Below are 13,824 nucleotides of genomic sequence, written 5' to 3'. Positions count from 1 at the left end.
CCCCGGAGGAATAAGCCACGACGGGGATGGTTTTGGCCACCCGGCGGGACGGCTTTGCCGCCCTGAGATAAAGGGCGGCCCTGGAAATTATCAAGCGTTCAGCACACGGCCATAGGCATCGAGCACCGCTTCCTTCATCGTTTCGGAAACGGTGGGATGCGGGAAGATGGTGTGCATCAGTTCTTCCTCGGTCGTTTCGAGGTTCATCGCGACGACGAAGCCCTGGATGAGCTCGGTGACTTCAGCGCCGACCATGTGGGCGCCGAGCAGCTCACCGGTCTTGTTGTCGAAGATCACCTTCACCATGCCCTGGTCTTCGCCGAGCGCGATCGCCTTGCCGTTCGCCGCGAAGGAGAAGCGGCCGACGCGGATGTCGCCGCCCTGTTCCTTGGCCTTGGCTTCGGTGATGCCGACGGAGGCGACCTGCGGATTGCAATAGGTGCAGCCCGGGACCTTGCCCTTATCAGTGGGATGAACGTTCGGCAGGCCGGCGATCTTTTCGACGCAGACCACGCCCTCATGCTCGGCCTTGTGCGCCAGCATCGGCGGGCCGGCGACATCGCCGATCGCATAGATGCCGGCGACACTGGTCTTGCCGTAACCGTCGATGACGACGCAGCCGCGGTCGGTCTTGACGCCGAGCGCCTCGAGGCCGAGGTTTTCGATGTTGCCCTGAACGCCGACGGCCGAAATCAGCCGGTCGGCAGTGATTTGCTGGACCTTGCCGTCTGCGGTCTCGACATGCGCGGTGATGCTGCCCGCACCTTTCTCGACCTTGGTGACCTTGGCGCTGGTGAAGATCTTGAGGCCGCGCTTTTCAAGCTGTTTGCGGGCGATGGCGGTAATCTCGGCATCCTCGACCGGCATGATGGTCGGCATGACTTCGACAACGGTCACGCCGACGCCCATCGAGCGATAGAAGCTTGCGAATTCGATACCGATCGCGCCCGAACCCATGACGATCAGCGACTTCGGCAGTGCATCCGGCTTCAGCGCCTCGAAATAGGTCCAGATCAGTTTACCATCAGGCTCGATGCCGGGCAGCGCGCGCGGGCGGGCGCCGGTGGCGATGATGATATGCTTGGCGGTATAGGTGCCCTCGCCCTTGACGTTCTTCGGCAGCGGGTGCTGCGGCTCGACGGCGGGCTTCGACGACTTGCCGACGACGATCTCGCCAGGCTTGGTGATCTTGCCCTCGCCCCAGATGATGTCGATCTTGTTCTTTTTCATCAGGAAGCCGACGCCGGCATTGAGACGGGCGGAGACGGCGCGCGAGCGGCCGACGACGGCCTTGGCATCCGGCTTGACCGTGCCTTCGAGAACGAGACCGTAATCCTTGAAGTGATTAGCATGGTCGAGCACCTCGGCCGAGCGCAGCAGCGCCTTTGTGGGTATGCAGCCCCAGTTCAGGCAGATGCCGCCCATATGCTCGCGCTCGACAATCGCGGTCTTGAGGCCGAGCTGGCTGGCGCGAATGGCGGCGACATAGCCGCCGGGGCCGGAGCCGATGATGATGACGTCGTAGGATTCAGCCATGTGTTTCCTGCCTTTGTTACGCTGCGCTGCGGGTCATGAGCACCCACGCGTGTCTTTTGCTGTTTTCGAAGAGCGGCACGGCATCGGCGCGCGCAGCCTCCAGGAATCCGTTTCTTCCATAAAGCGACAGAGCCGCTTCGTTATCACTTGCGGTAATGAGACTGACGGGGCGGCGATCGGCCCTGTCGATCTGATCCTCCAGCAGCCTGCGTCCGATGCCGATGCCGCGCAGATGGCGATAGACGCCGAGACTGCCGACGAACCAGCTTCCGACTACCGTTTTCTGCAAGGCGAGCATCGGCTCGGTCGCTGGAATCGTCGCCTCGATATCGCCTATGCCTTCCTGCAGCGCATGGCCGATCGCCACACCCGCGACCTCGCCATAGGCCTCGGCGATGACGGCATCCTGCCAGCCGCCGACAACTTCCTCTTCGCTCATCTTCAGCCGGCCCCGCTCTAAGGGCGTGTCGCTGATGCCGTTCGCCACATCGGCGAACCAGAGCCGGGAAGCAAAACCGTGCGAGGCAATATCCGCCAAGATCGCCAGCTCCGAGGCATCCCGCCGTGAGGCCTGCCGCAGGGCGATGAAGGCGGTCATGGTCAGATCCCCAGCATCATCCGTACGATCGATTCCAGCCCACGCCCGAGCGCACGCGTATTTTCCGCATCGAGGTGAATGCCGTCGATCGGTGTGGTCCTGGCGACGGAATTGCCGTCGAAAAAGCCGCAGCCGAGTTCGTCGGCAAGATCACGATAAAGGGTTGCAAGCTTTGCCGATTCGTCGATGCCGCCGGGAAAGGATGCGGCGAAAGGCACATTGCCGGTCGCGCAGATCGCCGGCGGCGCCACGATCAGGATCTCCGGCCCGTCGAATTCGAAGGGCCAGGCATGATTGCGGATCAGCCGTACGAGCCGGCTGATGCCCTGGCAGGCGGCAAAAGCCGAGCCGGCCACGACCGGCTTCATGTCGTTGGTGCCGAGCAGAAGGATGACGAGGTCGAGCGGCGCGTGCGTCTGCAGGATCGTCGGCAGAATGCGCGCACCGTTGCGGTCGCAGTCGGCCAGGTGATCGTCGAAAGCGGTCGTGCGACCATTCAGGCCTTCGGCAATGACACGCGCCTCACTGCCGAGCGCTGCCTGAAGCACGCTCGTCCAGCGATTCTTGTAGTCATGACGGCCGATCGTCTCGGCGTCATAACCCCAGGTCAGCGAGTCGCCATAACAAAGAACGGCCTTGGTCATTTCCGCCTCCGCCCAGTTGTCAGACCAGCATGCCCATCGGGTTTTCGATATAGCCCTTGAAGGCCTGGAGCAGCTCGGCGCCGAGCGCGCCATCGACGCAGCGATGGTCGGTCGACAGCGTGACCGACATCACGGTGGCGATAGCCATTTCGCCCTTCTTGACGACGACCCGCTGTTCGCCGGCGCCGACCGCAAGGATGGTCGCATGCGGCGGGTTGACGACGGCGGCGAAGTTCTTCACGCCCATCATCCCCATGTTCGAGACCGAGCTGGTGCCGCCCTGATATTCCTCGGGCTTCAGCTTGCGGTCCTTGGCCCGCTTGCCGAGATCGCGCATCTCGTTGGAGATCGCCGACAGCGTCTTCTGCTCGGCCTTGCGGATGATCGGGGTGATCAGGCCGCCGGGGATCGAGACGGCGACGCCGACATCGGCGTACTTGTGCTTGACCATGTTGTTGTCGGTCCAGGAGACGTTGGCATCCGGAACGTCGCGCAGCGACAGCGCCATGGCCTTGATGACCATGTCGTTGACCGAGAGCTTGTAGGCGGGAGCGCCATCCTTGCGCGGGGCTGCATCGTTCAGCTGGGCGCGCAACGCCATCAGAGCATCGAGCTCGCAATCGACGCTGACGTAGAAATGCGGGATCGTCTGCTTGGATTCGACCAGGCGTCTGGCGATCGTCTTGCGCATGCCGTCATGCGGCACGAGCTCGTAGGAACCCGGTTCGAACAGCTTGAGCACGGCCTCCTCGGAAGCGCCCTTCGGCGCTGCAGCGGCCGGAGCCGGAGCCGCAGCAGCTTGCGGAGCGGTAGCTGCGGGTGTGGCGGCCTTGGCGCCACCACCGGCAACGGCGGCTTCGACGTCGTTCTTGACGACGCGGCCATGCGGGCCGGAGCCCGCGACAGCCGAAAGGTCGATACCGGCCTCCTTGGCGAGCCTGCGGGCAAGCGGCGAAGAGAAGGTGCGACTGCCGTCTGGTGAAACCGATGCAGGTGCAGCGGCAGGTGCCGGTGCTGCAGCCGGAGCGGACTGGGCCGGTGCAGCCTCCGCTTTTGCGGCCGGTGCGGCTTCGGCCTTCTGCGCCGGAGCGGGCGAGCCCGCGCCGCTTGCGGCAGCGGCGACATCCTCGCCATCGGCGGCGAGAACGGCGATCAGCGCATTGACCTTGACGCCTTCGGTGCCGGCGGCAACGACGAGCTTGGCGACCGTGCCTTCATCGACGGCTTCGACTTCCATCGTCGCCTTGTCGGTCTCGATCTCGGCGATCACATCGCCAGACTTGACCGTGTCGCCTTCCTTGACCAGCCATTTGGAAAGATTGCCTTCTTCCATGGTCGGAGAGAGGGCGGGCATCGTGATATTGATCGGCATCGAGATACCCTCCCCTTATTTGTAACAAACAGCCTTCACCGCATCGACGACTTCGCCGACGTTCGGAAGCGCCAGCTTTTCGAGATTGGCGGCGTAGGGCATCGGCACATCCTTGCCGGCAATCGTCAGAATCGGCGCATCGAGATAATCGAAGGCCTGCTGCATGACGCGGGTGGCGATTTCGGTGCCGACGGATGATTGCGGATAGCCTTCCTCGACGGTGACCAGGCGACCGGTCTTCTTCACCGATTCGATCACGGTCGGCAGATCCATCGGGCGGATGGTGCGAAGGTCGATCAGTTCGACGTCGATGCCGATCTTTTCGAGTTCGGCGACAGCCTTCGTCGCATAGGTCATGCCGATGCCGAAGGAGACCACGGTTACGTCCTTGCCCGGACGATGGATGCGAGCCTTGCCGATCGGCAGGACGAAATTGTCGAGCTTCGGCACATCGAAGTGCTGGCCGTAGAGAATTTCGTTCTCGAGGAAGATGACCGGATTCGGATCGCGGATCGCAGCCTTGAGCAGGCCCTTGGCGTCGGATGCCGTGTAGGGCATGACGACCTTCAGGCCGGGGATTGCGCTGTACCAGGCAGCATAGTCCTGGCTGTGCTGGGCGCCGACACGGGCGGCGGCGCCATTCGGGCCGCGAAACACGATCGGCGCGCCCATCTGGCCGCCGGACATATAGAGCGTCTTGGCGGCGGAGTTGATGATATGGTCGATCGCCTGCATGGCGAAGTTGAAGGTCATGAATTCGACGATCGGGCGAAGGCCGGCCATTGCGGCGCCGACACCGACGCCGGCAAAACCGTGCTCGGTGATAGGCGTATCGATGACACGGCGAGGGCCGAATTCCTGCAGCAGGCCCTGTGTGACCTTGTAGGCGCCCTGATATTCGGCGACTTCCTCGCCCATGACGAAGACGTCTTCGCTGGCGCGCATTTCCTCGGCCATGGCGTCGCGGAGCGCTTCGCGCACGGTGGTCGACACCATTTCGGTGCCGGCCGGAATTTCCGGGTCATTCGGCACGACGGCCTTCGGCTCGGCCGGAAGCGGCGCTGCAGCAGAACCGGTGTTGGTCGGCTTTTCTTCCTGGGCAACCGCTGGGGCGGCAGCGGCGGCCGGTTTGGCGGCGGAGATATCCGCGGCGGATTCGCCGTCCTGCAACAGCACGGCGATCTTGGTGTTGACCTTGACGCCTTCGGTGCCGGCGTCGACGAGCAGCTTGCCGATGACGCCTTCGTCGATGGCTTCGACTTCCATCGTCGCCTTGTCGGTTTCGATTTCGGCAATCACGTCGCCGGAGGTGACCTTGTCACCTTCCTGTTTCAGCCATTTGGACAGCGTGCCTTCTTCCATCGTCGGAGAGAGGGCGGGCATGAGGATATCGATAGGCATGGGTTCCCTCCCCGATTAGAGCAGAATGTCGGTGTAGAGCTCGGATGCATCCGGCTCCGGATCGGCCTGGGCGAAGTCGGCGCTGTCGGCGACGATGTCGCGGACATCCTTGTCGATCGCCTTCAGATCGTCTTCGGAAGCCCAGCCCTTTTCGACGAGGCGTGCTTTCACCTGTTCGATCGGGTCATGTTCGGAGCGCATCTTCTGCACTTCGTCCTTGGAGCGATACTTCGCCGGGTCGGACATGGAGTGACCGCGATAACGATAGGTCAGCATTTCGAGAATGATCGGACCCTTGCCGGAGCGGCAATGTTCGAGCGCCTCGTCGGCCGCCGCCTTGACGGCGCGAACGTCCATGCCATCGACCTGAATGCCGGGGATGCCGAAGCCGGAACCGCGCAGCGAGTAGTTCGACTGGGCGGTGGCGCGCGCCGTCGACGTGCCCATGGCGTAGCGGTTGTTCTCGACGATATAGACGATCGGCAGCTTCCAGAGGGCCGCCATGTTGAAGCTCTCGTAGACCTGGCCCTGGTTGGCGGCGCCGTCGCCGAAATAGGCGATCGAGACATTGCCGTTGCCGCGGTAATGGTTGGCAAAGGCAAGACCGGTTCCGAGTGAAACCTGGGCACCGACGATGCCGTGACCGCCGTAGAAATGCTTTTCTTTCGAGAACATGTGCATCGAGCCGCCCTTCCCGTGGGAATAGCCGCTGCGGCGCCCGGTCAGTTCCGCCATGACGCCGCGCGCTTCCATGCCGGTTGCCAGCATGTGGCCGTGGTCGCGATAGGCGGTGATGACCTGGTCGCCTTCCTTCTGCGCCATCTGCATGCCGACGACGACAGCTTCCTGACCGATGTAGAGGTGGCAAAAGCCGCCGATGAAGCCCATGCCGTAAAGTTGGCCGGCCTTCTCCTCGAAGCGGCGGATCATCAGCATCTCGCGATAGGCCTTGAGCTCTTCATCGCGATCGAAGTCGGCTACCGGGCCTCCATTCGATGCTTTGGCTGCCGGTTTTGCTGCAGTTTTGCGGCTGGAAACGGTCGCGGTCTTTCGCGGCGCCATTCAACCCTCCCTATGGGTTTGTCGGTTCTTGGTGGCGCGTACCATAGGGAAGAAAGATGACCACAGCAATGCCATAATTGCATGGCTCATATTCAGCACTAAACAGTTGATTACATTTCGGAAATACCAATTAACCTGATTTCAGTTAATTGGAATAATGGTTGAATATGACGATCTCGTCCGCGCGCGACATGTTGAGCTGATAGCGCGCTTTTTCGTCCAGCATATCCTTGTCGAGCGAGCCGTCACTCAGCAGCGCGACCTGATTTTCCAGATGTTCGCGCTTCGCCTTCAAGATCGCAAGCTCTTTTTCACGCGCGACACGCTGATGCTCGAACGTCTCTGTTGCGCGCAGGCCGTAATCGCCATGAATGCAATGATAACCGAAATAGGAAAGGAAGGCGACCGTCATGGCCGGAATGACGAAGCGGCCGAACTTTCTCTTCTTATGATGCTTTGTCCACATACACGCATGCTCTTGAACGCATTACCAATTCGTTCAGCATAACGCGCAGAGATTAACCGTTCATTGACCGTAAAGACGGGCAACAAAAAACCCGCGCCGGAGAGGCGCGGGCTCAAGCCGTTTGAAAATCAGATTCGATCAGGCGCGGATGATCGAGCGGCCGGCATACTGAGCCTGCGGGCCCAGGCCCTCCTCGATGCGGATCAGCTGGTTGTACTTGGCGAGGCGGTCGGAACGCGACAGTGAGCCGGTCTTGATCTGGCCGCAGTTGGTGGCGACCGCGAGGTCGGCGATGGTCGAATCTTCGGTTTCGCCGGAGCGGTGGGACATGACGGCGGTATAGGCTGCCTTGTGCGCCGTGTTGACGGCGTCGAGCGTTTCCGTCAGCGAGCCGATCTGGTTGACCTTGACGAGGATCGAATTGGCGACGCCCATGCGAATGCCGTCGCGAAGACGAGCGGAGTTGGTGACGAAGAGATCGTCGCCGACGAGCTGGGTCTTCTTGCCGGCCAAGTCGGTCAGCGTCTTCCAGCCGTCCCAGTCGTCTTCGGCCATGCCGTCCTCGATCGAGATGATCGGGTACTTAGCAGCGAGTTCGGCCAGATATTCGGCCATGGCGCCCGATTCGAGCGTGCGGCCCTCGCCTTCAAGAACGTACTTGCCGTCCTTGAAGAATTCCGTCGAGGCGCAGTCAAGGCCGAGGCACATGTCGTCGCCCGGTGTATAGCCGGCTTTCTCGATCGACTTCATGATGAAGTCGAGAGCCTCGGGCGCGCTCTTCAGGCCGGGTGCAAAACCGCCTTCGTCGCCGACATTGGTGTTGTGGCCCTGCGCGGCCAGTTCCTTGCGGAGCGTATGGAAGACTTCCGAACCCATGCGTACGGCTTCAGCGATCGTATCGGCGCCGACCGGCAGGATCATGAATTCCTGGAAATCGATAGGATTGTCGGCATGGGCGCCGCCGTTGATGATGTTCATCATCGGAACCGGAAGCAGGCACGCGGACGCGCCGCCGACATAACGGTAGAGCGGCAGGCCGGAGGCCTGGGCGGCAGCCTTGGCGACGGCCAGCGATACGCCGAGAATGGCGTTGGCGCCGAGGCGCGACTTGTTCGGCGTGCCGTCGAGCTCGATCATGATGTTGTCGATCTGGATCTGGTTTTCGGCATCGATGCCGCCGATCGCGTCGAAGATCTCGGTGTTGGCGGCATCGACCGCCTTTTGCACACCCTTGCCGAGGTAGCGCTTGCCGCCGTCGCGCAGCTCGACCGCCTCATGCGCGCCGGTCGAAGCGCCCGAGGGAACGGCCGCGCGGCCCATGCTGCCGTCTTCGAGATAGACATCAACTTCGACGGTGGGGTTGCCACGGCTATCGAGAATCTCGCGGGCGATGATATCGGTGATTGCAGTCATGGGTTCTTCCTGCTCGGTGGGTGATCAATCGTTCGAAGCCTGTCATAATCGAAGGCGTGCAAATTACAATGGCGCATTGCGACACCCTCGACCTGCATGTCTGAACGTCGCTATAGCACGAACATGTCAGGCTTTTGACTGTCAGCCCTTGGCGACAGCATCGAAGGCGAGCAGCTTTTCCAAAAGCCGCGGCATGTCTTTGAGATAGACCATGTTCGGGCCGTCGGACGGTGCGTTGTCGGGGTCCTGATGGGTTTCGACGAACACGCCGGCGATACCGGTCGCCACCGCTGCGCGCGCCAGCGTTTCCACGAATTCCCGCTGACCACCGGAGGAATCGCCCTGCCCGCCCGGCTGCGCCACGGAATGCGTTGCATCGAAAACAACCGGCGCGCCCATCGACGCCATGATCGGCAGCGAGCGCATGTCGGAGACCAAAGTGTTATAACCGAAGGAGGCGCCGCGTTCGCACAGGAGCACGTTCGGATTGCCGCTGGCATTGAGCTTCTTCAGGACGTTTTTCATATCCCAGGGAGCGAGGAACTGGCCCTTCTTGACATTGACGGCGCGGCCGGTCTCGGCGGCGGCGATCAGAAGGTCGGTCTGGCGGCAGAGGAAAGCCGGGATCTGCAGGACATCGACCACTTTTGCCACCGCGGCGCATTGCTCGGCGGTGTGGACGTCGGTCAGGACGGGAAAACCGAACTCCTTCTTCAGGTCGGCGAAGATCTGCATGCCCTTTTCAAGCCCGATGCCGCGTTCGGCAGAGAGCGAGGTGCGGTTTGCCTTATCGAAGGAGCTCTTGTAGACGAGACCGATGCCGAGTTTGGCGCAAAGCTCCTTCAGTGTGCCGGCAACCATGAAGGCGTGGTCGCGGCTCTCCATCTGGCAAGGGCCGGCAATCAGCGACAGGCGGCCGGTATTGGAAAATGTGACCTGGCCTGCGCCCTCGCCGATCCTGACTTCGGAATTCGTATCAGTGCTCATCGTGTTTCCTCGAAGGCGAAGAGCGTGCCCTGCCCGGGCGCGGGCTTCACCAGAATGCGATTGTTCTTGCGCGTGTAGGTCACTCCGTTAGCAGCCAAATGCGCTTCTGTCACGGCAAGATCGGTGACGGTAAAGAGGATAGCCCGGCCGCGCAGGCCGCGGTCGGCGGATGCGACGGCGATCTCGAAATAGGCCTCCAGCCCTTCCGGCGTCATCAGGCTGATTTTCGCATTCGGCGCCGCGATATTAACGCCGAAACCGGTTTTCTCGACGGCCGATTGCGCCGTTGCAAGGCTGACGAAGGCGGCGAATGCAGAGGGGTCCGGCGCGCAAAGCGCGATCTCGGCAATGCCGGTGACGCCATTGGCATGCGTCTCTAGCGCACCGCGATCGGCCGGCAGAGGATTGATGCGCTCAACACAGAAGAGGAAGAAATCCGGCGCGCGCAACTCAGCGGCAAAGGCCAGCTTGAAGCCGGCCATGGTCTCGGAACCGTCCGGCATTTTCATCGGCCGGCTGAACTGCAGCATGTCGCCGGCGCTCGATCCGCTGCCGACGAAGCTCCGATGAGCGCGGCCGGCATCCCCGGTGCCGAACGCCACCGCCGAAAGCCCCTCCTCGCCACAGCGGAAGCGGAAGGCCCGATTGCGGGCGGTGAAGACATTGCCTTGCCGCGCCGATGCCTCGCTCTCCTCGCGGCTGGCGATACCGAGCGGCTCCAGATAGGTCTTGTCGGCAAAGAAGACGCAGGCATTCTCCGTTCCGAAGGGATGGCGGGCATCGGCGGCAACGGTGAAGCCAAGCTTGCCGAGCCTTTCGCGCGCCAGGTCGATATTGACAACGGGCAGCACGACATGATCCAGCGGGTGCGGTTTGGCCGAGTGCTCGTTCATGATATCCCTCCCTGAAACGCCAAGAGGGTGCGACAGCGCCACCTTCAATGCAAGACATGTGCGCCAATCCGGCGAATGAAAATAAAAAACTCAACGAGTTGGCGGCAAGTTTTACGGAAATTTAGCTACTTGCGGAACACATATGGAACATATAGTGTTCTGTTCTGGATTTGTTTCAATCAAGGGGTCACACGTCGATGCTCACGCGCAAACAACAGGAGCTCCTGCTTTTCATTCATGAGCGCATGAAGGAATCCGGCATTCCGCCCTCTTTCGACGAAATGAAGGATGCCCTGGATCTGGCCTCGAAATCCGGCATTCATCGTTTGATCACAGCGCTTGAAGAGCGTGGCTTCATTCGCCGCCTACCGAACCGCGCCCGGGCGCTCGAGGTCATCAAGCTTCCGGAGGCCTACAGCCCGAGCATCCAGCCCCGGCGCGGCTTTTCGCCAAGCGTCATCGAGGGCAGCCTCGGCAAGCCGCAGCCGGTCGCCGCCGCCGCTCCTGCAAAACCGGTCGCCGATAACGGCAACTCCGTCTCCGTGCCGGTCATGGGCCGGATCGCTGCCGGCGTTCCGATCTCGGCGATCCAGAATAACACCCACGACATCGTCGTTCCCGCAGACATGCTCGGCTCCGGCGAACATTATGCGCTGGAGGTCAAGGGCGATTCGATGATCGACGCCGGCATCTTCGACGGCGACACGGTAATCATCCGCAACGGCAGCACCGCAAGTCCCGGCGACATTGTCGTTGCCCTGGTCGATGACGAAGAAGCGACGCTCAAACGTTTCCGCCGCAAGGGCGCCTCGATCGCGCTGGAGGCTGCCAATCCGGCTTATGAGACCCGGATTTTCGGGCCGGACCGCGTCAAGGTGCAGGGCAAGCTCGTCGGCCTCATTCGCCGCTATCACTGACATTGGAGAGGCCGGATTCGGCAAAACTGTTGCTGCGCCAGTCATAGGCGCGATGGCGCTTCCATGGGCGCGACAGGGTTTCGAATGCGGTCACGACCTCCAGGCCGGCATCGGCGAAGCGCAGCTCGACGGAGCCAGTCCTGCGCAGCGTCTCACCGGTAAAGAGCGTCGCTCCTGATCGGCAGCTGTTGAACCGCAGGCGGACCGACGTCACGACGATATCCGCCGCGTCGCAAGCCGGACCGAGATAGGCAGCGTTGTCGATGACGGCAACCACATGACCATTGCCGAGCCTTGATGTGCACCAGGCCTTTTTGACGCAGGAAAAGCGGTTTGCTTCACCACCGGCGACAGCCGCCCGCATCGCCGCCCTCGCTTCATTCTGCTGATCGCGGGAAAGCCTGACGCGGCGGTCGTCTCCCTCCGGCGGGACAGCGGGACCATCCAGCATTTTCGGCGGGAAATGCGTCGGCAGGACAAGTGCTCTCTGCCACTGATCGAAGATGAAATCCGGCGGGTTTTCGCGGTTGGAAGCGATTGCCGCAGCCGCGACCACTGCGACGAGACTGCCATCCTCCGAAATCACCAGATCCGGCGCCCGGGGAAGCGGCAGAAGCAGCACGCCGAGCGTAGAGACGGCGATAATCGATGTGCCGATATGGCGCAGCCGGGTGCGCAGCAGCGTCAGCAGCAGAAAGCCGGCCACGGCGACAGCGAAATACCAAGCCGGCAAGCGGCCGATGCCGATATCACCGCCCCAACCGGACACCGTTTTGGCGACCGCAATCACCAGGTCGAGGCCGAGGCCGACCACCTTCCAGAGCGGAACGTCCAGACCGAACGGCATGAGCAACATCGCCAGCAGCCCGGCCGGCATGACGATGAAGGAGATGATCGGCATCGTCGCGAGATTTGCCGGCAGCCCGTAAGCGGTCAGGCGATGAAAATGTTCGATCGAAAACAGCGCCGTGGAAAAACCGCCGATCAGCGAGGTCAGGAAGACGCCGCCGAAGAAGCCGGCGACGGCAACGACCGGTCGGAAGACCGGCAGTTTCAGCAAGGCGTTTTCGCGGACGCGCCGGTCCTTCCACAGTTGATAACCCGATACGAGTGCCAATGTCGCGGCAAAGGACATCTGGAAGCTCGGGCCCAAGACTTCGGACGGCGAAATGGCGATGATGACGAGCGCCGAGAGAACGACATTGCGCAGGCTGATCGACGGCCGGTCGAAGAAGACGGCGACCAGCATGATCGCCATCATGATGAAGGCACGTTCGGCCGAGACCCCGAAGCCGGAAATCAGGTAGTAGGCGGTGACGGCGCTGAGCGCGCCGGCGGCGGCGATCTTCTTTGTCGGATAGGCCTGAGCGACGCCCGGAAAAAGGCTGAGCAGCATCCGGAAGCCGACGAAGAAGATGCCGGCCGACAGCGCCATGTTGAGGCCGGAGATCGCGACAATATGAGCAAGGCCGGACTGGCGCAGCGCCTCCGTCGTCGCATTCGAGATGGCGCGTCGCTCGTCGGTCACCAAAGCAGCGGCAAAAGCGCCGGTGTCGCCGGGCAGGATCGATCGTATGCGGTCGCCAATGCTACTGCGCAGGCGGTAAAGCCATTCCAGCAGAGCTGCCGATGTCGATCTGGCAGCCTGCGGACCCGCCTCCAGATCCTTCTCTGGCGCACCGTAGAAGAAGCCGTTGGCGCCGATGCCATCGAAATAGGCACCGAAGGAGAAGTCGTTGAGCTCGGGAAGTGCGGGGCCTGCCGGCGGCGTCAGTCGTGCCCTGCCGGTGATGAGGTCGCCGATGTCGAAAGGCATGTCGGCGCCGCGGACGATCGCGGTTATGCGTCCCGGCGGCCGCTTCAACTCCGGCGCCTCCGTGCCGGTGACGGCAAGAATGTAGCGCCAGCGCCCACGGCCGTCGCCTTCTCGCCGCTCGACTCGGCCGGTCACTGTCGTCGTCACCGAGGAATCGAGGATCACCGTCGAAGCCCGCCAGCTCTCGAATTGTGCGCAGAGCATGCCGCCGGCCACGAGTGCAGGCGCCAGCAGCGTCGCCCGCAATGCCGCCCGGCTGCGGCCGACGATGAGAACCGCGATCGTCAGCACCAACAGAGAGAGCAGCGATGCAACAAGCGGAAATTCGGATGCCGCAACAAACCAGAAGGCCGCCCCGGCGCCGAGAAACACCGGCGAAAAAAGCAGCAAGCGGCCATGATCCGCCTCCTCGCCCAGCATGCGCATGCCGGCGCCAATCGATTGCCGGGCTGCGGCGAGCAGCCGGTGGCGCAAAGATGTCGTCGACTGCGTCCTGGTCGGCCGTATCACCACGATAGGCGGCGAAAAACCGGAGGGACCGGCTGAGCCGGCGCCTGCTTCCGGCCGCAATTCGACTGTCGTCACTTCCTGCATGTGCCGCCCAAGGTCACCCGCGAAGACGGCCAGAATGCATTCTCTAATCAAATCCGGCAAGGATAATCGATTGAAATATGAGGGAAAATCGCCAGCGCCAAAAGACTAAGCGAATCATCGGCTTC

The 13,824-nt window shown here is 62.2% G+C and carries 12 protein-coding genes; 1 reads left to right on the top strand and 11 read right to left on the bottom strand.

The features are described from left to right. Positions 1–90 precede the first annotated feature (90 nt). The 10 genes from lpdA to HJB83_RS28240 all read right to left on the bottom strand — a co-directional run bounded on the left by lpdA (position 91) and on the right by HJB83_RS28240 (position 10,372). Positions 91–1,536, bottom strand: coding sequence for a dihydrolipoyl dehydrogenase (gene lpdA, locus HJB83_RS28285; RefSeq protein ID WP_221133046.1), 1,446 nt, complete (start codon positions 1,534–1,536; stop codon positions 91–93). Positions 1,537–1,552: 16 nt separating this feature from the next. Then, positions 1,553–2,134 (bottom strand): N-acetyltransferase, encoded by a 582-nt coding sequence (locus HJB83_RS28280; protein ID WP_221117265.1) that lies wholly within the window; start codon positions 2,132–2,134, stop codon positions 1,553–1,555. Positions 2,135–2,136: 2 nt separating this feature from the next. Next, complete coding sequence (locus HJB83_RS28275; protein ID WP_207584100.1) at positions 2,137–2,778, bottom strand: SGNH/GDSL hydrolase family protein; 642 nt, start codon at positions 2,776–2,778, stop codon at positions 2,137–2,139. Between the two features lie 19 nt (positions 2,779–2,797). Beyond that, complete coding sequence (locus tag HJB83_RS28270) at positions 2,798–4,150, bottom strand: pyruvate dehydrogenase complex dihydrolipoamide acetyltransferase (RefSeq protein ID WP_207584099.1); 1,353 nt, start codon at positions 4,148–4,150, stop codon at positions 2,798–2,800. Between the two features lie 15 nt (positions 4,151–4,165). After that, positions 4,166–5,551 (bottom strand): pyruvate dehydrogenase complex E1 component subunit beta, encoded by a 1,386-nt coding sequence (locus HJB83_RS28265; protein WP_207584098.1) that lies wholly within the window; start codon positions 5,549–5,551, stop codon positions 4,166–4,168. 15 nt (positions 5,552–5,566) lie between these two features. Then, positions 5,567–6,613, bottom strand: coding sequence for a pyruvate dehydrogenase (acetyl-transferring) E1 component subunit alpha (pdhA, locus tag HJB83_RS28260; protein ID WP_207584097.1), 1,047 nt, complete (start codon positions 6,611–6,613; stop codon positions 5,567–5,569). A 145-nt stretch (positions 6,614–6,758) separates the two neighbouring features. After that, the gene (locus HJB83_RS28255) at positions 6,759–7,079 is read right to left on the bottom strand and encodes a septum formation initiator family protein (protein ID WP_049735204.1); all 321 of its coding nucleotides are present in this window, start codon (positions 7,077–7,079) and stop codon (positions 6,759–6,761) included. A 138-nt stretch (positions 7,080–7,217) separates the two neighbouring features. Continuing rightward, complete coding sequence (eno, locus tag HJB83_RS28250) at positions 7,218–8,492, bottom strand: phosphopyruvate hydratase (RefSeq protein ID WP_207584096.1); 1,275 nt, start codon at positions 8,490–8,492, stop codon at positions 7,218–7,220. Between the two features lie 141 nt (positions 8,493–8,633). Then, the gene (gene kdsA, locus HJB83_RS28245) at positions 8,634–9,479 is read right to left on the bottom strand and encodes a 3-deoxy-8-phosphooctulonate synthase (RefSeq protein ID WP_207584095.1); all 846 of its coding nucleotides are present in this window, start codon (positions 9,477–9,479) and stop codon (positions 8,634–8,636) included. Next, a complete protein-coding gene (locus HJB83_RS28240) occupies positions 9,476–10,372 on the bottom strand; it encodes a VOC family protein (RefSeq protein ID WP_221133045.1) in 897 nt (298 codons plus the stop codon). Before HJB83_RS28240 ends, kdsA begins: the two co-directional genes overlap by 4 nt. 197 nt (positions 10,373–10,569) lie before the next feature. Here HJB83_RS28240 and lexA point away from each other — a divergent pair, with 197 nt between their 5' ends. Next, complete coding sequence (gene lexA, locus HJB83_RS28235) at positions 10,570–11,289, top strand: transcriptional repressor LexA (protein WP_221133044.1); 720 nt, start codon at positions 10,570–10,572, stop codon at positions 11,287–11,289. Here the strand turns inward: lexA and HJB83_RS28230 are convergent. Continuing rightward, entirely contained in the window at positions 11,270–13,699 is a 2,430-nt protein-coding gene (locus HJB83_RS28230; protein ID WP_207584093.1) for a ComEC/Rec2 family competence protein, read from the bottom strand. The two genes, lexA and HJB83_RS28230, sit on opposite strands and share 20 nt — an antisense overlap. Positions 13,700–13,824 lie beyond the last annotated feature (125 nt).

Source organism: Rhizobium sp. NZLR11 (assembly GCF_019685115.1).
GTDB lineage: Bacteria > Pseudomonadota > Alphaproteobacteria > Rhizobiales > Rhizobiaceae > Rhizobium.
Note: the sequence above shows the minus strand (reverse complement) of the source record. Positions and strands in the feature narration are given on the sequence as shown.

Bases quoted from the DNA above. Each gene is read 5' to 3' on its own strand.
- lexA (WP_221133044.1), top strand. From the start codon at position 10,570: ATGCTCACGCGCAAACAACAGGAGCTCCTGCTTTTCATTCATGAGCGC.
- HJB83_RS28255 (WP_049735204.1), bottom strand. From the start codon at position 7,079: ATGTGGACAAAGCATCATAAGAAGAGAAAGTTCGGCCGCTTCGTCATT.
- HJB83_RS28230 (WP_207584093.1), bottom strand. From the start codon at position 13,699: ATGCAGGAAGTGACGACAGTCGAATTGCGGCCGGAAGCAGGCGCCGGC.
- pdhA (WP_207584097.1), bottom strand. From the start codon at position 6,613: ATGGCGCCGCGAAAGACCGCGACCGTTTCCAGCCGCAAAACTGCAGCA.
- eno (WP_207584096.1), bottom strand. From the start codon at position 8,492: ATGACTGCAATCACCGATATCATCGCCCGCGAGATTCTCGATAGCCGT.
- HJB83_RS28265 (WP_207584098.1), bottom strand. From the start codon at position 5,551: ATGCCTATCGATATCCTCATGCCCGCCCTCTCTCCGACGATGGAAGAA.
- HJB83_RS28240 (WP_221133045.1), bottom strand. From the start codon at position 10,372: ATGAACGAGCACTCGGCCAAACCGCACCCGCTGGATCATGTCGTGCTG.
- lpdA (WP_221133046.1), bottom strand. From the start codon at position 1,536: ATGGCTGAATCCTACGACGTCATCATCATCGGCTCCGGCCCCGGCGGC.
- HJB83_RS28275 (WP_207584100.1), bottom strand. From the start codon at position 2,778: ATGACCAAGGCCGTTCTTTGTTATGGCGACTCGCTGACCTGGGGTTAT.
- HJB83_RS28270 (WP_207584099.1), bottom strand. From the start codon at position 4,150: ATGCCGATCAATATCACGATGCCCGCCCTCTCTCCGACCATGGAAGAA.
- kdsA (WP_207584095.1), bottom strand. From the start codon at position 9,479: ATGAGCACTGATACGAATTCCGAAGTCAGGATCGGCGAGGGCGCAGGC.
- HJB83_RS28280 (WP_221117265.1), bottom strand. From the start codon at position 2,134: ATGACCGCCTTCATCGCCCTGCGGCAGGCCTCACGGCGGGATGCCTCG.